The sequence below is a fragment of the Kitasatospora sp. NPDC058190 genome, from assembly GCF_042883685.1.
Taxonomy (GTDB): domain Bacteria; phylum Actinomycetota; class Actinomycetes; order Streptomycetales; family Streptomycetaceae; genus Kitasatospora.
Map to the genome: position 1 here is coordinate 1 of NZ_JBHVVI010000002.1, position 17,380 is coordinate 17,380.

General features: G+C 73.6%; 15 protein-coding genes and 2 rRNA genes. 9 read left to right on the forward strand and 8 right to left on the reverse strand.

From position 1 onward, the window contains the following. The 4 genes from ACFVWU_RS00990 to ACFVWU_RS01005 all read left to right on the forward strand — a co-directional run. A 23S ribosomal RNA gene (locus ACFVWU_RS00990) occupies positions 1-93 on the forward strand; the annotation flags it as partial. 80 nt (positions 94-173) lie between these two features. Continuing rightward, positions 174-290: ribosomal RNA gene (rrf, locus tag ACFVWU_RS00995) — 5S ribosomal RNA — on the forward strand. 168 nt (positions 291-458) lie between these two features. Continuing rightward, positions 459-866: a YciI family protein gene (locus tag ACFVWU_RS01000; RefSeq protein WP_387613704.1), complete on the forward strand. Its 408-nt coding sequence runs from the start codon at positions 459-461 to the stop codon at positions 864-866. Between the two features lie 8 nt (positions 867-874). Continuing rightward, complete coding sequence (locus ACFVWU_RS01005; protein WP_387614088.1) at positions 875-2,020, forward strand: RNA polymerase sigma factor; 1,146 nt, start codon at positions 875-877, stop codon at positions 2,018-2,020. Between the two features lie 31 nt (positions 2,021-2,051). Here ACFVWU_RS01005 and ACFVWU_RS01010 read toward each other — a convergent pair whose 3' ends face one another. From ACFVWU_RS01010 to ACFVWU_RS01030, 5 genes are all read right to left on the reverse strand, one after another. Next, a complete protein-coding gene (locus tag ACFVWU_RS01010) occupies positions 2,052-3,362 on the reverse strand; it encodes a DUF58 domain-containing protein (RefSeq protein WP_387613706.1) in 1,311 nt (436 codons plus the stop codon). Positions 3,363-3,471: 109 nt separating this feature from the next. Beyond that, complete coding sequence (locus ACFVWU_RS01015) at positions 3,472-4,473, reverse strand: AAA family ATPase (RefSeq protein ID WP_387614091.1); 1,002 nt, start codon at positions 4,471-4,473, stop codon at positions 3,472-3,474. Between the two features lie 26 nt (positions 4,474-4,499). Further along, a complete protein-coding gene (locus ACFVWU_RS01020; protein WP_387613708.1) occupies positions 4,500-5,720 on the reverse strand; it encodes a DUF4350 domain-containing protein in 1,221 nt (406 codons plus the stop codon). After that, complete coding sequence (locus tag ACFVWU_RS01025; protein ID WP_387613710.1) at positions 5,717-6,418, reverse strand: DUF4129 domain-containing protein; 702 nt, start codon at positions 6,416-6,418, stop codon at positions 5,717-5,719. Before ACFVWU_RS01025 ends, ACFVWU_RS01020 begins: the two co-directional genes overlap by 4 nt. A 5-nt stretch (positions 6,419-6,423) precedes the next feature. Next, positions 6,424-7,578, reverse strand: a complete 1,155-nt coding sequence (locus tag ACFVWU_RS01030) for a hypothetical protein (RefSeq protein ID WP_387613713.1) — start codon at positions 7,576-7,578, stop codon at positions 6,424-6,426. A gap of 286 nt (positions 7,579-7,864) precedes the next feature. On the opposite strand from ACFVWU_RS01030, the gene mtrA reads away from it, so the two are divergent. The 3 genes from mtrA to ACFVWU_RS01045 all read left to right on the forward strand — a co-directional run bounded on the left by mtrA (position 7,865) and on the right by ACFVWU_RS01045 (position 12,483). Further along, the gene (gene mtrA / locus ACFVWU_RS01035; RefSeq protein ID WP_030283937.1) at positions 7,865-8,542 is read left to right on the forward strand and encodes an MtrAB system response regulator MtrA; all 678 of its coding nucleotides are present in this window, start codon (positions 7,865-7,867) and stop codon (positions 8,540-8,542) included. A gap of 124 nt (positions 8,543-8,666) precedes the next feature. Beyond that, on the forward strand, positions 8,667-10,649 hold the full coding sequence (mtrB, locus tag ACFVWU_RS01040; RefSeq protein ID WP_387614094.1) for an MtrAB system histidine kinase MtrB: 1,983 nt from the start codon (positions 8,667-8,669) through the stop codon (positions 10,647-10,649). Further along, a complete protein-coding gene (locus ACFVWU_RS01045) occupies positions 10,624-12,483 on the forward strand; it encodes an LpqB family beta-propeller domain-containing protein (protein WP_387613716.1) in 1,860 nt (619 codons plus the stop codon). The genes mtrB and ACFVWU_RS01045 overlap by 26 nt, the downstream gene beginning before the upstream one ends. 45 nt (positions 12,484-12,528) lie before the next feature. Here the strand turns inward: ACFVWU_RS01045 and ACFVWU_RS01050 are convergent, their stop codons facing one another. Then, positions 12,529-13,251: a ComF family protein gene (locus tag ACFVWU_RS01050; RefSeq protein WP_387613719.1), complete on the reverse strand. Its 723-nt coding sequence runs from the start codon at positions 13,249-13,251 to the stop codon at positions 12,529-12,531. 368 nt (positions 13,252-13,619) lie between these two features. Here ACFVWU_RS01050 and hpf point away from each other — a divergent pair, with 368 nt between their 5' ends. Beyond that, positions 13,620-14,315, forward strand: coding sequence for a ribosome hibernation-promoting factor, HPF/YfiA family (gene hpf, locus ACFVWU_RS01055; RefSeq protein WP_387613721.1), 696 nt, complete (start codon positions 13,620-13,622; stop codon positions 14,313-14,315). Between the two features lie 247 nt (positions 14,316-14,562). Beyond that, a complete protein-coding gene (locus ACFVWU_RS01060) occupies positions 14,563-15,321 on the forward strand; it encodes a response regulator (RefSeq protein ID WP_380613669.1) in 759 nt (252 codons plus the stop codon). Between the two features lie 10 nt (positions 15,322-15,331). Here ACFVWU_RS01060 and ACFVWU_RS01065 read toward each other — a convergent pair whose 3' ends face one another. Further along, the gene (locus ACFVWU_RS01065) at positions 15,332-16,540 is read right to left on the reverse strand and encodes a winged helix-turn-helix domain-containing protein (protein ID WP_387613724.1); all 1,209 of its coding nucleotides are present in this window, start codon (positions 16,538-16,540) and stop codon (positions 15,332-15,334) included. 79 nt (positions 16,541-16,619) lie between these two features. After that, complete coding sequence (locus ACFVWU_RS01070; RefSeq protein ID WP_387613726.1) at positions 16,620-17,177, reverse strand: GNAT family N-acetyltransferase; 558 nt, start codon at positions 17,175-17,177, stop codon at positions 16,620-16,622. Between the last annotated feature and the right edge of the window lie 203 nt (positions 17,178-17,380).

The following is a 17,380-nucleotide window of genomic DNA, read 5'->3' on the forward strand; positions in this document are numbered from 1 at the left end:
GGCTCCCAGTAGACGACTGGGTTGATAGGCCGGATATGGAAGCCCTGTGAGGGGTGGAGTTGACCGGTACTAATAGGCCGAGGGCTTGTCCTCAGTTGCTCGCGTCCACTGTGTTGTTCTGAAACAACGACCCCAACCATGCGTGGTTGGTGCGGTTGACAGTTTCATAGTGTTTCGGTGGTCATAGCGTGAGGGAAACGCCCGGTTACATTCCGAACCCGGAAGCTAAGCCTCACAGCGCCGATGGTACTGCAGGGGGGACCCTGTGGGAGAGTAGGACGCCGCCGAACAATCATTCAGAAGAACCCCCATCCGGATTCCGGATGGGGGTTCTTCGCGTTTCCGGGGCGTCGACCGCGAAAGAATCTTGGCCGGTGATGTCGAGAACCCGTGGCCTGCTCCGTCCCCGGGGTGAACGCGGCCACAATGGGTCGCATCAGCACCGAGGGAGAAGCACGATGGCCAAGTACCTGCTGCTCAAGCACTACCGGGGCGCTCCGACGGCGGTCAACTGCGTACCGATGGACCAGTGGACGCCGGAGGAGGTCACGGCGCACATCACGTACATGCAGGACTTCGCGGCCCGGCTGGAGAAGACCGGCGAGTTCGTCGACGGCCAGGCGGTCGCGCCCGAGGGAACGTGGGTCCGGTACGACGGCGAGGGGCGTCCGCCGGTCACCGACGGCCCGTTCGCCGAGACCAAGGACCTCATTGCCGGCTGGATGGTGATCGACGTCGACAGCTACGAGCGCGCCGTCGAGCTGGCCGGCGAACTGTCGGCCGCCCCCGGGGCAGGGGGCAAGCCGATCCACGAGTGGCTGGAGCTTCGTCCGTTCCTGGCGATGCCGCCGACCATCACGGAATGACCTCTCCGTTGAACGAGGTTCTGATCCGGAGCCTCACCCCGAGCGTGCTCGGCGTCCTCGTCCGCCGCGGAGCCGACTTCGCGGCGGCCGAGGACGCCGTGCAGGAGGCGTTGATCGAGGCGGTTCGCGTCTGGGAGGCCGATCCGCCGAGGGACCCCAAGGGCTGGCTGGTCACCGTTGCCTGGCGCAAGTTCCTGGACGCGACCCGGGCGGACTCCGCCCGCCGTCGGCGTGAGGACCTCGTCGACCAGGAGCCGGAGCCCGGGCCCGCGGCCGAGGTGGACGACACGCTCCAGCTCTACTTCCTGTGCGCCCACCCGTCGTTGACGCCGTCGTCCGCGGTCGCGCTCACGCTGCGGGCGATCGGCGGGCTGACCACCCGCCAGATCGCCCAGGCCTACCTGGTGCCCGAAGCGACCATGGCGCAGCGGATCAGCCGCGCCAAGCGCACGGTCTCCGGCGTGCGTTTCGAGCAGCCGGGCGACGTCGCCACCGTGCTTCGGGTCCTCTACCTGGTCTTCAACGAGGGCTACTCCGGCGACGTCGACCTCGCCGCCGAGGCCATCCGGCTCACCCGGCAGCTCGCGGCGGCGATCGACCACCCCGAGGTGGCGGGCCTGCTCGCGCTGATGCTGCTTCACCATGCCCGGCGGGCCGGGCGGATCGCGCCGGACGGAAGCCTGGTACCGCTCGCCGAGCAGGACCGCAGCCGGTGGGACACCGGGTTGATCGCCGAGGGGGTCGGGATCCTGCAGGCGGCCCTGGCCCGCGACCGGCTGGGCGAGTTCCAGGCCCAGGCCGCCGTCGCGGCGCTGCACGCCGACGCGCCCACCGCCGAGGAGACCGACTGGGTGCAGATCGTGGAGTGGTACGACGAGCTCATGCGGCTGACCGACAGCCCGGTCGCGCGGCTCAACCGCGCGGTCGCGGTCGGCGAGGCCGACGGGGCGCGCGCCGGGCTGGCGGCGCTCGGAGAATTGGACGACTCGCTGCCCCGCTACACCGCGGTGTCGGCGTACCTCCACGAGCGCGACGGCGATCTGGTGACGGCGGCCCGGCTGTACGCCGAGGCGGCGGACAAGGCGTCCAACCTCGCCGAGCGCGACCACCTGACACGCCAGGCCGCTCGGCTGAACGCCGGCCGCAACAGCTGAACGGCCGACTCGGCTGACTCAGCGGGTCAACTCACAGCCGGCCGGCGGCCTTCAGCGCCAGGTAGGTGTCCGCCAGCGCCGGGGCGATCCGGCTCGGCGGGGCGTCGAGGACGGTGACGCCGTGGCGAGTGAGCCGGTCGGCGGTGGCGCGGCGGTCGGCGCGGGTCTGCTCGGCGGCGGCGGCGCCGTAGACGGCCTCCAGGGTGCCGCGCCCGGCGGCGAGGACGTCCAGCTGCGGGTCGGCGACCGAGGCGAGGACGACCTCGTGGCGCTTGGTGAGCAGCGGCAGCAGCGGGCGCAGGCCGTCCTCGACGGGCGCCGCGTCCAGGCCGGTGAGCAGGACGATCAGCGAGCGGTGCGGCGCCATCTTGAGGGCCGTGGAGACCAGCGAGCGCATGTCGGTCTCGTGCAGCGCGGGCTCCAGGACGGCCATCGCGTTGGTGAAGGCGGGCAGGATCTCGTTCGCCGAGCTGCCGACCACGGCCGCGCGCTTGCGGGCGTCGTGGGCGAGCAGGTCGACCCGGTCGCCGGCGCGGGTGGCGAGGGCGGTGAGCAGCAGGGCGGCGTCGAGGGCGGCGTCCAGGCGGGGCGCGTCGCCGACCCGGCCGGCCGAGGTGCGGCCGGTGTCGAGGACGACGAGGATGTGCCGGTCGCGTTCGGGCCGCCAGGTGCGGACGGCGACGGTGTGGCGGCGGGCGCTGGCGCGCCAGTCGATGGAGCGGACGTCGTCGCCGGGCAGGTACTCCCGCAGCGAGTCGAACTCGGTGCCCTGGCCGCGGGTCAACACCGAGGTCCGGCCGTCGAGTTCGCGCAGTCGGGCGAGTCGGGAGGGCAGGTGCTTGCGGCTGGCGAACGGGGGGAGAGCGCGGACCGTCCAGGGGACGTCGTGCGAGCCCTGACGGGCGGCCAGGCCGAGCGGGCCGTGCGAACGGACTGTCACCCGGTGGGCGTGATGGTCGCCGCGGCGGCTCGGGGTGAGCACGGAGATCGCCCGGCGGCGTTCGCCGGCGGGGACGGCGAGGGTGTGTCGGGAGGCGGTCTCGGCGGTGCCGGGGCGCCAGGCGGAGGGGGCCCAGGCGTCGCGGACCAGGGCCCGGAGCGGTCGCCCGGCGGGGTTGGTGACGGTCAGTTCGACCGAGGCGCTCTCGCCGAGTCGGACGGTGGTGTCGCCGCCCCGGTCGATCCGCAGGCTGCGGACGGGGGCGGCGAGCACGAGGTCGACCAGGACAGCGAGCAGGACCGCGCCGGTGACGAGTCCGATCCCGGCCCAGGAGGGCAGCAACAGGCCCACGACGAGCGCGCCGAGCGCGGCGAGCAGGGCGGTTCGCCCGGTGAGGGCCATGCGGATGCGCTCCTTCGGAAGCCCGTGGATTCGGGAGCCCGTCAATTCCGGGTGCCCGTGGGCCGGAAGCTCCGGGACGCCGACGGGCGGTGGATCTGAGGGCGGTGGGTCAGCGGGGGGCGGGCGTCTGCGCCAGGACGGCCTGGATGACGGAGTCGGCGGTGACGCCCTCCATCTCGGCCTCGGCGCGCAGCGCGACGCGGTGCCGCAGGGTGGGCAGGGCGAGCGCCTTGACGTCGTCCGGGGTGACGTAGTCGCGCCCGGCCAGCCAGGCCCAGGCGCGCGAGGCCGCGAGCAGGGCGGTGGCGCCGCGCGGGGAGACGCCGATGGACAGGGACGGGGACTGCCGGGTGGCGCGGCAGAGGTCGACGATGTAGGCGAGGACCTCGGGGGAGACGGTCAGCTCGGCGATCTGCGCGCGGGCGGCGGCCAGGTGCTCGGGCCCGGCGACCGGGCGGACGCCGGCGGCGGCGAGGTCGCGCGGGTCGAAGCCGGCGGCGTGCCGGGAAAGGACCTGGAACTCCTGGTCGCGGTCGGGCAGCGGCAGGATCAGCTTGAGCAGGAAGCGGTCCAGCTGGGCCTCGGGCAGCGGGTAGGTGCCCTCGTACTCGACCGGGTTCTGGGTCGCGGCGACCAGGAACGGGACGGGCAGCGCGCGCGGTTCGCCGTCCACGGTGACCTGCCGCTCCTCCATGGCCTCCAGCAGGGCGGCCTGGGTCTTCGGCGGGGTGCGGTTGATCTCGTCGGCGAGCAGCAGGTTGGTGAAGACCGGGCCGGGCTGGAAGGAGAACTCGGCGGTGCGGGCGTCGTAGACCAGCGAGCCGGTGACGTCGCCGGGCATCAGGTCGGGGGTGAACTGGATCCGCTTGGTCTCCAGGCTGAGCGCGGTGGACAGGGTGCGGATCAGCAGGGTCTTGGCGACGCCGGGGACGCCCTCCAGCAGCACGTGGCCGCCGCAGAGCAGCGCCACCACGAGGCCGGTGACGGCGGCGTCCTGGCCGACCACGGCCTTGCCGATCTCGGCGCGCAGGGCGGTCAGGGCCGCGCGCGGGTCGGTGGCGGGGGTAGCGGGCGCCGTGGCGGGGGTGGCGGGTGCCGTGCCGGGGGTGATGCGGAGCTGGGCGGTTGCCTGTTCGGTCACGGGTTCCGTACCTGCCTTTCGAGGGCGTCGAGGTCGTCGGCGAGCCGCAGCAGTGCGGCGTCGTCGGTCGGGGGCGGGCCGTACAACAGGGCCCGGACGTCCCCGGCGGGGTGTGTGGGGAGGCGGCCGGCCACGGCCGCGCAGAGGGCTTCGGGCTCGGGCGCGCCGGCCTGCAGCGGGACGCCCAGGGCGGGGGCGAGGCGGTGGGCGGCGGCGCGGCGCAGGGCCTCGGCGGCCCGGCCGCGGGCCTTGGCCCGCCGGTAGAGGCGGGCGCGGCCTTCGGTGGTCTCGGCGGCGCGGACCACCACGGGCAGGTTCTCGCTGACCACCGGGCCGAGTCGGCGCCCGCGCCAGAGCGCGGCCAGGCCGGCGGCGATCGCGAGCTGGTAGAAGGCCCAGTGCCAGCCCTTGGGGATGTAGTCGTCGAAGGTCTTGCGGCCGGTGCCCTCGGCCGGCGGCGCGGAGTAGTCGGGCAGGTGCCAGGTGAGGCGCGGCTGCGAGCCGAGCAGGCCGAGCGCCAGCGAGGCGTTGCCGTCCTTGGCGAGTTCGCCGTTGGTCAGGAAGGTGCCGCTGCCCAGCACGATGACGTCGCCGTCCTCGGTCGGGGTGCTCACCAGCGGGTAGCCGTGGCCGTGCGGGTAGCAGCCCTCGCCGCGGCTGCCGCTGGTGTAGAGCATGCCGCCCATCGAGGCGCTGCCGGCCCGGACGGCCTCGGGGAGCGAGCAGCTCATGCGGGTGCTGCGGACGGGGGCGTACGGGACGCCGCCGTCCTCCTCGGAGGGGCGGATGCCGGGGACGAGCGCGGTGAGGGCGGCCGGGCCGGGGGCGATCAGGATCAGCCGCTTGTGCCCGGCGGCGGCGATGGCGCGCAGCTGGGCCTTGTCGAGCAGGTCGGGCTCGGGCAGCACCAGGGTGTCGGCGCCGCCGGTCGCGGCCGCGGGGTCGGTGGTGAGGTCGGTCTTGAGGCCCTGGTGTTCGAGCAGCGCGACCACGGCGTGGGTGCCGTCGGCGTCGTAGGAGCGCGGGTCGGCCGGTGGGTACCGGTGTCCCCGGCCGAGGGTGGCGATGCAGACGGCGCCGATCAGCAGGGCGACGAGGAAGACCAGGTACCAGCGGGCCCGGCGGAGCAGGCCGCGCCCGGTGGGGGCGAGGCTGGTCGGTGCGGGGGCGGCGGTGGGCCGCTCGGCGGCGGGGGGAGCGGGGGCGGTGCTGGTCATGCGGCTCCTCCCGTGGTCGGACCCGGGGCGGAGGCCGTGACCGGGGCCTGGGCGAGGGCCGGGCGGGTGCGTTCCAGGGTCCGGTCGAGGTCCAGCAGCAGCTGGTACGCGGCCTGGTCGGCGGTCCGGTCGCCGTAGGCGATGTCGTCGAAGGTACGGGCGGCCGCGGTCAGCGCGGCGGCGTGTCGGGGCAGGGCCAGGCCGGCCTCGGCGGCGGCCTCGTCGGCGGTGCGCCCGGGGCGGGTGTCGAGCAGGGTGCGTTCCTCCAGGGCCCGGACCAGTGCGCGCATCTGCTCGCGGACGGCCTCGGCCCAGCGCCCGGCGGCGGCGTGCCCGGCGGCGTCCGCCCGGTACTGCGCGGCGCTGCGCGGGCCCTCGGTGCCGTACACGCCCAGGACGGTGCGGGCGGCGCGCTTGGGCGCGCCGAGGCGCCACCAGACGGCGGCGGCGATCAGTGCGGCGACGACCAGGAAGAGCACCAGTCCGGTGGTGCCGTCGGTGCCGTCGCCGGAGATGCTGCCGAGCGCGTGGTTGATGTGGTCCCAGAACCAGTCGGTGACCCGTTTCAGGACGGACGGGTCGTTCTTGTGGTACTCGGCGTTGAGCAGCTCCTCGCGGGCGGCGTCGCGGGCCGGGTCACGCGGAACGGTGACCGGGGCGCCGCCGGCGGCGAGGAGCCTGTCCCCCCAGATAGGCATCCGGCTCAGCGCCTCGCCGGGCTCTGGTCGGCCCGGCCGTTCCAGTCGGTGCCGCCCTGGTCGGGCAGGCCGGCGGCGCGGGCGAGCTCGATGTCCAGGGCCTCGCGGCGGATCCGCTGGTCGATGTAGACCAGCACGCCGACCGCGGCCATGAACGGGGTGGTGAGCGCGGAGGCGATGATCCCGGCGACGGCGACCACGACCAGCATGCCGATGGACTGCTTGCCCTGGTCCCCGAGGCTGTCGATGCTGCCGAAACCGAGCACCAGGCCGATGAACCGGGCCGGGATGAGCAGGACCATCCCGATGACCACGGACAGCACCTTGCTCAGCAGGACGATGCCGAAGACCCGCCACCAGGAGCCGCGGACCAGCCGCCGCGAGCGGGACAGCGCCGTCACCACGCCCTGCTTCTCCAGCATCAGCGCGGGGGCGGCCAGGCTGTAGCGGATCAGCAGCCAGCCGGCGACCGGGACGGTGAGCAGACCGACGAACGCCAGCAGGGCCTCCGTTCCGGGCGCGCCGGAGCCGCCGGCCCGGTAGCCGAGCAGCGGGGTGAAGCCGAGCAGTACCACGCCGGCGCTCATCAGGGTGGTGAGCACGGTGAGCCCGAGCAGCTGCAGCAGCCGGGGGCGGGAGTCGCGCCAGGCGTCCCCGGCGGTCACCGGCCGGCCGAGGACGGCCCGGCTGACCACCACGGTCAGCAGCGCGGTGGCGAGCGCGTTGAGCAGTAGCAGCACCGGCATCCGGGCCAGCAGGGTGAGCAGCTGGGTGGACGCTCCGGTCTTGCCGTTGACCAGCAGCTCGGAGGCGATCGCCCCGGCCTGGTCGACGACGGCGATGCCGAGCGAGAGGGTGAGGGCGGTGCGCCAGTGCCGGCGCACGGTGGTGACGGCTCCGTCGAGCAGTTCGCCGACGGCGAGCGGGCGCAGCGGGATGACCCCGGGCCGGGGGCTGCGCGGGGCGTTCCAGCCGTACGGGTTCGGGCCGCCGGGCGTCTGCCCGCCAGCGGACTGTCCGGGCCGGGTGTTCCAGCCGGGGGCGGCCTGCGGTGGTGCCGACGGTCCGGGCACGGCGGCGGGCGCGTCGGCCGGGGGCCGGGTGCCGTCGCGGGATGGCTCGGACGAGCTGGGCGGGGCCCAGCCCGGAGTGTCGGTCATCACTGCTCCTCGGAGGGCGTCACGGGCGCGGCTCCGGGCGGATCTTTCGCCCGCGCGCGGTGCCCATCGTGCCATGGGGCCCGAACAGGCCCCAGGGGTATCCGGTTGCTGATCGGCAACAGGGCTTTCCGGGAGGTGGGACGGCAGGTTCCGGACCGTTCGGAGGCGCTCCGGCGAGGGCTATTCGCCTGGTATGACCGGAATGCACCGGCGGGGGAGTTGGCCGTTGTGGAGCATTGGCACTGCTGTGCGGCAGGTCACAATCCGGTAATGAGAAGATGGACGCATGAAGGGACGCGTCCTCGTCGTTGATGACGACTCCGCACTGGCCGAGATGCTCGGCATTGTGCTGCGTGGTGAGGGTTTTGAGCCGTTTTTCGTCGCCGACGGGGACAAGGCGCTAGCCGCGTTCCGGGAGAGCAAGCCGGACCTGGTGCTGCTGGACCTGATGCTGCCCGGTCGGGACGGCATCGACGTGTGCCGGCAGATCCGGGCGGAGTCCGGTGTTCCGATCGTCATGCTGACCGCGAAGACCGACACGGTCGACGTCGTGGTGGGCCTGGAGTCCGGCGCCGACGACTACGTCACCAAGCCGTTCAAGCCCAAGGAGCTGGTGGCCCGGGTGCGCGCCCGGCTGCGCCGCGCCGAGGAGCCGACCCCCGAGCAGCTGACCATCGGCGACCTGGTGATCGACGTGGCCGGCCACTCGGTGAAGCGGGATGGCCGCAGCATCCCGCTGACCCCGCTGGAGTTCGACCTGCTGGTCGCGCTGGCCCGCAAGCCCTGGCAGGTGTTCACCCGCGAGGTGCTGCTGGAGCAGGTCTGGGGCTACCGCCACGCGGCGGACACCCGCCTGGTCAACGTCCACGTCCAGCGACTGCGTTCCAAGATCGAGAAGGACCCGGAGCGCCCCGAGATCGTGGTGACCGTCCGCGGCGTCGGCTACAAGGCCGGACCCAGCTGACGTGACGGACCGGGTTGACGACACCCCGCCGGGTACCGCGACCGGCGGGGCGGGGGCCGTGCGCGGGGACGTGCTGAGTTCGACCACCCGCCGCCGTCGCGGCCCTTCCGGAGTCTTCGGCCTGATGAAGCGTCAGTTCCGCCGTCCCGCGCACCGGGCGTCCGCGCTGTACCGCCGCTCGATCCAGCTGCGCGTGGTCGCGGTCTCCCTGCTGGCCTCCATCGCGGTGGTCCTGGTGCTGGGTGTGGTCGTGGTGGCACAGGTGCGCACCGGCCTGCTCGACACCAAGATCGACGCCGCCCGGGCGCAGGCCCGGATCGGCTTCCAGGTCGAGCAGAAGAAGATCGACGAGGCCCGCGACCTCAAGCTGCGCAACATCGCCGACCCGACCACCGAGGAGACCGGCACCTGGCTGCTGCGGCAGGTCAACGACCTGGCCGCGAGCGGACAGACGGTCTACTCGGTGATCGCGATGGCCCCCGGCACCGGTGCCGTTGTCCCGGACACGGCCGGCTTCGCGCCGCGCTACTCGGGCGACATCCAGCCCAGCAGCGTCCCGGACACCCTGCGGGCCAAGCTCTTCGACGAGCCCGGCCAGATGTTCGACCAGTCGACCCGGATCCACCGCTCGCCCGAGAGCGGCGGCAAGAGCGAGCCCGGTCTGGCCCTCGGCATGCAGTTCGTCGGCCCGGCCGGGACCAGCTACCAGCTGTTCTACGTGTTCTCCTTCGGCCAGGAGACCGACACCCTCAACCTGATCACCGGCACCCTGGCGACCGCCGGCGTGTTCGTGGTGATCCTGATGGGCGGCATCGCCTGGGTCGTGGTGCGCCAGGTGGTCACCCCGGTGCGGATGGCCGCCGGCATCTCCGAGCGGCTCGCCGACGGGCACCTGGAGGAGCGGATGAAGGTGACCGGGACGGACGACATCGCCCGCCTCGGTGAGTCCTTCAACCGGATGGCCAACGCCCTCCAGGCGCAGATCCGCCAGCTGGAGGAGCTGTCCCGGGTCCAGCGGCGCTTCGTCTCGGACGTCTCGCACGAACTGCGCACCCCGCTGACCACGGTCCGGATGGCCGCCGACCTGATCTACGACAGCCGCGAGGACCTGGACCCGATGGCGGCCCGCTCCGCGGAGCTGCTCCAGGGCCAGCTGGACCGCTTCGAGTCGCTGCTGGCCGACCTGCTGGAGATCAGCCGCTTCGACGCCGGCGCCGCGATCCTGGACGCCGAGCCGGTCGACCTGCGCGAGATCGTCGCCCGGGTGGTGGAGGCCGCCGACCCGCTGGCCCAGGCCAAGGGCAGCACGATCGTGATCCGCGGCGACGGCGAGCCGGTGCTGGCCGAGGTGGACTCCCGCCGGATCGAGCGCATCCTGCGCAACCTGGTGGTCAACGCGTTGGAGCACGGCGAGGGCCGCGACGTCGTGGTCCGGCTGGGCTCGGCCGACGGCGCGGTCGCGGTCGGCGTGCGCGACTACGGCATCGGCCTCAAGCCGGGCGAGGCGTCCCGGGTGTTCCACCGCTTCTGGCGGGCGGACCCGTCCCGGGTGCGCACCACCGGCGGCACCGGCCTCGGCCTGTCCATCGCGGTCGAGGACGCCCACCTGCACGGCGGCTGGCTCCAGGCCTGGGGCGAGCCCGGCGGCGGCTCGCACTTCCGGCTCACCCTGCCGCGCACCCGCGGCGGCGACATCAACCGGGCACCGTTCCGGCTGGAGCCGGAGGACTCCCGCAACAACCGGGGCCTGGGCGCCTACGGCACGCCGTACCGGCGGGCGATCGCCCCGGCCGGCTCGACCGCGCTGTCCGCCGCCGAGGAGCAGGCGGAGGCGCCGGAGGGGCCCGGCAGCGGGTTGGGCAGCGGGCTGGGCGGGGTGCTGAACATCGGCCCCGGGCTGGGCCGGAACCGACTGCCCGAGGGACCGCGTGCGGACCCCTCGGACGTACGGACCGCAGGGGCCGGCTACGGCGCCACCGGCGCCCAGGTCATGGTGGACCCGACGCCCGGACGGCCGTCGGTGGCACAGCGGACGGCGGAGCCGGACGTGACGGGTGGGACGGACCTGGAGGGGTCGCAGCGTGCGAAGGACGAGCAGCAGGACTGAGCCGCGGCTCACGGCGGTGGCCGGCGCGGTGCTCGGCGCCCTGGTGGCGAGCGGCTGCGCGGCCATGCCGGACTCCGGCGGCATCACCAAGGTGGAGCTGTCCCAGGGCTCGGCCGACAAGAACCTGCAGGCCAGGGTCTACCCGGTGGCGCCCGGCAAGGGCGCCAAGCCGCGTGAGCTGCTGACCGGGTTCCTGGACGCGGTGACGGCCGACGAGGGGTACGACACCGCGCGCAAGTACCTCACCGAGAGCGCCGCCGCGAGCTGGAACCCGGAGGCGGGCATCCAGGTGCTCGCCAGTACGACCATCAAGGAGCCCGGTCAGGCCGTCTCCGACGCCGACACCACGGTCTCCGAGACGGTGACCGGGCAGATGGTCGCCAAGGTCGACGAGAAGCACTCGTACCTGCTGGTCGCCGGGCAGAACAACAACGCCTCCTCCGACTTCACCTTCGTCCGGGAGAAGGACGGCGAGTGGCGGATCGACACCCTGCCGCCGGGCGTGATCATGAACGAGGCCAACTTCCGGAACAGCTTCCGGCAGGTCGAGCGCTTCTTCTACACCGCTCCGGACCCGTCCTCCGGCAACGGCGGCCAGGAGGTGCTGGTCGCCGACCCGATCTACCTGCGGCGCCGGATAGACCCGCTGACCGCGGCCGCCAAGGCGCTGGTCGCCGGACCCTCGAACTGGCTCTCGCCGGTGGTCCGGACGGCCTTCCCGGCCGGCGCCTCGGTCGACAAGGTCAGCATCGACGACAGCCGGGCGGCCCACGTGCAGCTCGGCGGGGCGGACCTCGGCGAGCCGACGACCTGCCGCCGGATGGCCACCCAGCTCTTCTACACCCTCGCCGACCAGGGCAAGGGCCAGGTCGAGCGGCTGGAGCTGAAGGGCCAGCGCGGCTCCTGCACGGCCAGCCGCGCCGACGCGCCCGCCACCGGCCCGGGCGCCCTGACCGCCCAGACCTCCGTCCAGTACTACCAGCGCTCCGACAACGGCGTCCTGATGGCGACCGACGACGGCCGCACCGGGGACCCGGTGCACGGCGTGCTCGGCAAGCCGCAGTCGAACCCGGCCGCCCAGCCGGGCTCCGTCGCGGTCAGCCGGGACGGCTCCTGGGCCGCCGCGATCAGTGCGGACGGCCACCAGCTCTACTCGGTGGCGCTGTCCGACAGCACCGTGGCGATGCCCGAGCCGCTGCTCACCTCGCCGGTGAAGGCGGGCAGCAAGGACGAGGGCTTCGCCTCGCCCAGCTGGGACGGCCGCGGCGACCTGTGGGTGGTGGACCGCAACCCGCAGGGCCCCCGGGTGGTCATGGCGCGCGGCAACAAGTCGTACACCGTGCCGGTCGAGGGGCTGACCGGGCAGACCGTGCAGGCGCTGCGGATCTCCTCCGACGGCACCCGGGTCGCCCTGGTGGTGAAGTCCCCGGGCGTGGCCACCAGCTCGCTGATGTTCGGCCTGGTGGTGCACGGCGGCACCACGGCGGCGCCGACCGCGAAGATCACCGGGCTGCGCCGGGCCGCGCCCTCGCTCACCGACGTGGCCTCGGTGTCCTGGGCGGAGAGCGACCAGCTGCTGGTGCTCGGCAACGAGGCGGACCGCCCCAAGCAGCTGTACTACATCAGCACCGACGGCTCGCAGAGCACGGACAGTCAGCTGCAGGGCGGCCTCGGCATGCTGAGCGTCTCGGCCTCGGAGTCCCGGGGTGACAGCCTGGTTCCGGCGCCGCCGGTGCTCGCGGTGGCCGAGGGCAAGGTCTACCGGCTGGTCAACAACCAGTGGCGGGAAGCCCAGTTGCTGGACAAGGCCCGCTCCTTCTTCTACGCGGGCTGACGCGCGGCCAGGCGTACGCCCCGGCTTGAGGCACGCCCCGGCGGATCAGCCCTCCGGCCGCACCGCGGTGGCCGCGACCGTGGCGGCCGCCCGGGCCGGCAGTCCGGCGTCGGCCAGCGCCCTGGCGGCCTCGGCCAGGCTCGCCCCGGTCGTCACCAGGTCGTCCACCAGCACCGGCTGACGGCCGGCCAGGCCGCGCCGGGCGCGCGGCAGGACGGTGAGCGCCCCGTGCAGGTTGCGCCGCCGCTCGGCCGCGTTCAGCCCGGTCTGGTCGGCGACCGGACGGGCGTGCCGCAGCAGCGGTGCCGCCCGGGCGTCCAGGCCGGCCCGGCGCAGCGAGCGGGCGGCGGCCCCGGCCAGCCGCAGCGTCGGGTCGTGGCCGCGGGCGCGGACGGCCGCGCGGGCCGAGGGCATCGGGACCAGCAGCAACGGCGCGGCTCCGGCCCTGGCCCCCAGCGCGGAGCGCACCGCCCGTCCGAGCGCCTCCCCGAGCGGCCCGGCCAGCCGCAGCGCGCCGCGCTCCTTGTGCGCGAGCAGCAGCTGCCGGACCGGGTCGGTGTACGGGGCGGCGGCGTGCGCCCAGGGCAGCAGGGTGGGGCCGGGGCGGGCGGTGGCCAGCGTGTGCCGGCAGGCCGGGCAGAGCTGGGTGCGCTCGGTGCCGCAGCCCGCGCAGTCGGCGGGGAGCAGCACGTCCAACAACCCGGACAGTGCGTGAGCGAAGGGTGTCCGGGCGGACGGCGGACGGGCGGGGGAGGGGGTCGGCGACACGGCTGCTCCTGGCGGCGGCAGGCACGGAGAGTCAGCAAAGGATGCGCCGTATGGGGGGTGTTGTCTAGGTATTTACCCATACTTCACTCGTGGGAGGGTAGACAGGGTGCAGCAGCTTGACCGCCTGCCCGCAGTATCGGGTCCTACCCACCTCCTCGCCCGGGGAGGCGAAATCCCCGCGTGAGGTGTTCGATAAGGCTCCAGGGGGTTTCAACCGTCCCTGATGGGGAGGAAGTGAGATGAGGGCCAGTCGTTTCCGCCGCTGGCGGCGGGGGCGGGGGCCGGCAGTGGATGGGCTGGTCCAGCTGGAGCTCAGTCCGGTCCGGTAGCACCCGGATCGGCGTCAGCACGAGGGATCGGAGTTCTGCGTGGACATCGTCGTCAAGGGCCGCAAGACCGAGGTGCCCAAGAGGTTCCGCGAGCACGTGGCCGAGAAGCTGGAGAAGGTCCAGAAGTTCGACGGCAAGGTGATCAGCCTCGACGTCGAGGTGTCCAAGGAGCACAACCCGCGGCAGGCCGACCGCTCTGACCGCGTGGAGATCACTCTCCGTACCCGGGGCCCGGTGATCCGGGCCGAAGCAGCCGCCGCCGACCCGTACGCGGCGCTCGACCTGGCGTCGGCGAAGCTCGACGCCCAGCTGCGCAAGTCCGCGGACCGGCGTCGGGTGCACAAGGGCGGCGCGAACGGCCGCACCCCCATCAGCGTCGCCGAGGCGACCGCGGCCCTGGCCGCGCTGCCGTCGACGACGGCGATGGAGGGCGAGACCAACGGCGCCGTCCGCAAGACCATGATGGGATCCCTGGAAGTGGAGGGCGAAGGCCCGCTGGTGGTCCGGGAGAAGACGCACTCGGCCGCCCCCATGGCGCTGGACCAGGCGCTCTACGAGATGGAGCTGGTCGGCCACGACTTCTACCTCTTCGTGGAGAAGGACAGCGGCCTGCCGAGCGTCGTGTACCGCCGACACGGCTACCACTACGGTGTCATCCACGTGCAGCCCGACATGGCGGCAGGCGTGGCCAGCGGTGCGGGCGGTGCGATCGGTCGGTCCGACGACGAGGACTGACCGTCCGAGCAGTGATGGAGGGGTGACCCCCGCGGCAGCGGCCGCCGGGGTCACCGGCGTTCGGCGGCGGGGCGGGCCGCACGGTGGGGCGGGGCGGGCGCCGCGACGGGACGGGTTCGAACGGTGCTCGGACGCACTGGGGTCGAGGGGTCACCCGAAGCGGGGGAATCGGCGCCGGAGGGTGACCGTGGCGACGGCGGGGCGTGGAATGATTGGCGGACGACGACCCGCGAAGGGGGAGGAGCGGATGGGGGATCACTTCGGGCTGGGGCCCGGTGCGGGGCCGGTCGCCGGACTGCCGCCGGGGCCGGAGGAGGAGCCCGCGTACGCGCCGCGCCGGGGTGAGCCGATCCGCGTGCTGGTGGTGGACGACCACGCACTGTTCCGCCGGGGGCTGGAGATCGTGCTCGCGGAGGAGCCGGACATCAAGGTCGTCGGCGAGGCCGGGGACGGCGCCGAGGCGGTGCTGAAGGCCGCCGACCTGCTGCCCGACATCATCCTCATGGACGTCCGGATGCCGCGTCGCAGCGGGATCGAGGCGTGCACGGCGATCAAGGACGTGGCGCCCAGCACCAAGATCATCATGCTGACGATAAGCGACGAGGAGGCCGACCTCTACGAGGCGATCAAGGCGGGGGCCACCGGCTACCTGCTCAAGGAGATCTCCACCGACGAGGTCGCCACCGCGATCCGCGCGGTCGCCGACGGGCAGTCGCAGATCAGCCCGTCGATGGCCTCCAAGCTGCTCACCGAGTTCAAGTCGATGATCCAGCGCCGCTCCGACGACCGGGACCTGGTGCCCGCGCCCCGGCTCACCGACCGGGAGTTGGAGGTGCTCAAGCTGGTGGCGACCGGGATGAACAACCGGGAGATCGCCAAGGAGCTGTTCATCAGCGAGAACACCGTGAAGAACCACGTGCGCAACATCCTGGAGAAGCTCCAACTGCATTCCAGGATGGAGGCGGTGGTGTACGCGATGCGGGAGAAGATCCTCGAAATAGGGTGAGCCGGGGCCGCTACTCGGCGAGCAGCTTCTCCAGGGCCGGGCGCAGCCGCTCGTCGTGCAGCGCCCCGACCCGCACGGTGTCGCAGCCGACCCAGGCGGCGGCCTCGCGCAGGGCGGTGGCCAGCGCCTCGACGTGCCGGGCGCCGGATCCCCGGTCGCCGGTCAGCGAGACCTGGCGGGCGACCAGGGTGCGTCCCTCCCTCGCCGGGTCGACCCGGCCGACCAGGCGACCGCCGGTCAGCAGCGGCATCGCGAAGTAGCCGTGCACCCGCTTGTGCTTGGGGGTGTAGGCCTCCAGCCGGTGCGTCATGCCGAAGATCCGCTCGGTGCGGGCGCGGTCCCAGACCAGCGAGTCGAACGGCGAGAGCAGCGTGGTGCGGTGGCGCCCGCGCGGGGCGGTGGCCAGCGCGGCCGGGTCGGCCCAGGCGGCGGCGGTGCCGCCGTCCGGTCCCCAGCCGGCCACCTCGACCGGGACCAGCCCGCTGTCCTCGAGCACCGGGTCCAACTCCTCGGCGCGCAACCGGTGGTAGTCCAGCAGGTCGGCCCGGGTGGCCACGCCGAGCGCGGCGCCGGCCTGGGCGACCAGGGTGCGCACGCACTCCCGGTCGGACCGCTCCTGGCCGAACAGCGCGTCGGGGACGGCCTGTTCGGCCAGCGCGTAGACCCGCTTCCAGCTCCGGCGCTCGGTGCAGACCACGTCGCCGAAGGCCAGCGCCCGTTCGACCGCGATCTTGGTGTCGGACCAGTCCCACCACTCGGCGGTCCTCTTCGCCCCGCCGAGCTCGGTGGAGGTCAACGGCCCCTCGGCGCGCAGCTTGTCGAGCACGGCCCGGTACGTCTCGGGCGCGACCTGGTGGCCCCAGAGGTGACCGCGGTCGCGGTAGCGGCGGCGCCGGAAGGCGAACAGCGGCCACTCCTCGACCGGCAGGATGCAGGCCGCGTGCGACCAGTACTCGAAGCTCGCGCCCGCGCCCCAGTACGCCGCCTCGACGGCCGGGCGGCCGACCGCGCCGAGGCGGGCGTACGGCACCAGCTCGTGCGAGCGGGCCAGCACCGAGATGGTGTCCAACTGGACGGCGCCCAGGTGCCGCAGCACCCCGCGGACCCCGGCGCGGCGGTCCGGTGCGCCCAGCAGGCCCTGGGCGCGCAGGGCGATCCGGCGGGCGTCGTCGGCGCCCAGGACGGTGACGGGGGTGCGGTCGTCGGCTGCGGCGGTCATGCCGGCGAGCGTAGCCGGGGGCACCGACAGCGGGCCGGGGCCCCGGGTTCGGCTCGGGTCGGGTTCCGTCCGGGTCCGTTCAGTCCAGGTCGGAGGGGAGCAGCGAGGCGACCCAGGAGTCCTGGAAGACGCCGCGCTGGTCGGCGTACGAGCGCAGGGTGCCCTCGTAGCGGTAGCCGACCCGCTCGGCGACGGCGCGGGAGCCGTCGTTGCCGACGTAGGCGAGCCACTGGAGGCGGCGCAGGCCGAGGTCGGTGAGGGCCCAGCGGGCGACCGCGCGGGCAGCCTCGACGGTGTAGCCGCGGCCGCGCTGCTCCTTCACCGTCCACCAGCCGACCGAGGCGGCGCTCGGGTCGGCGGCGAAGCGGACGACCGCCTGGGCGCCGACCAGCCGCCCGGTGTCGCGTTCGACCACGCACCAGATGAACTCGCTGTCCTTGCCCAGGCCCTCGGGGGCCAGGGTGCGTACGAAGAACTCCGCGTCCTCGCGCCGGTACGGGACCGGCACGACCGTCCAGCGCTGGATCTCCTCGTCCTGGCAGGCCGCGAAGATCGCGTCGATGTCGGACTCCCGCGGGGCCCGCAGGACCAGGCGGTCGGTGGTGAGGGTCGCGAGTTCGCCGCGGGATTCTTCCATGAACGGATTATTTCGCCGATCGGGGAATGCGGGCATCCGAATACGTGGCCAACTCCCGGCCCCTTCGACCGTTTTGTCCCGGTGGACGGTGCTATCGGTCCATGTGCTCGGTCGGGTGACACGGGAATACCGTGCTGACGCACCTCCCGGCGCATTGGACTCCTCGCATACGATGGCCCGTGCGGTGGGGTGGACCCGCCGTG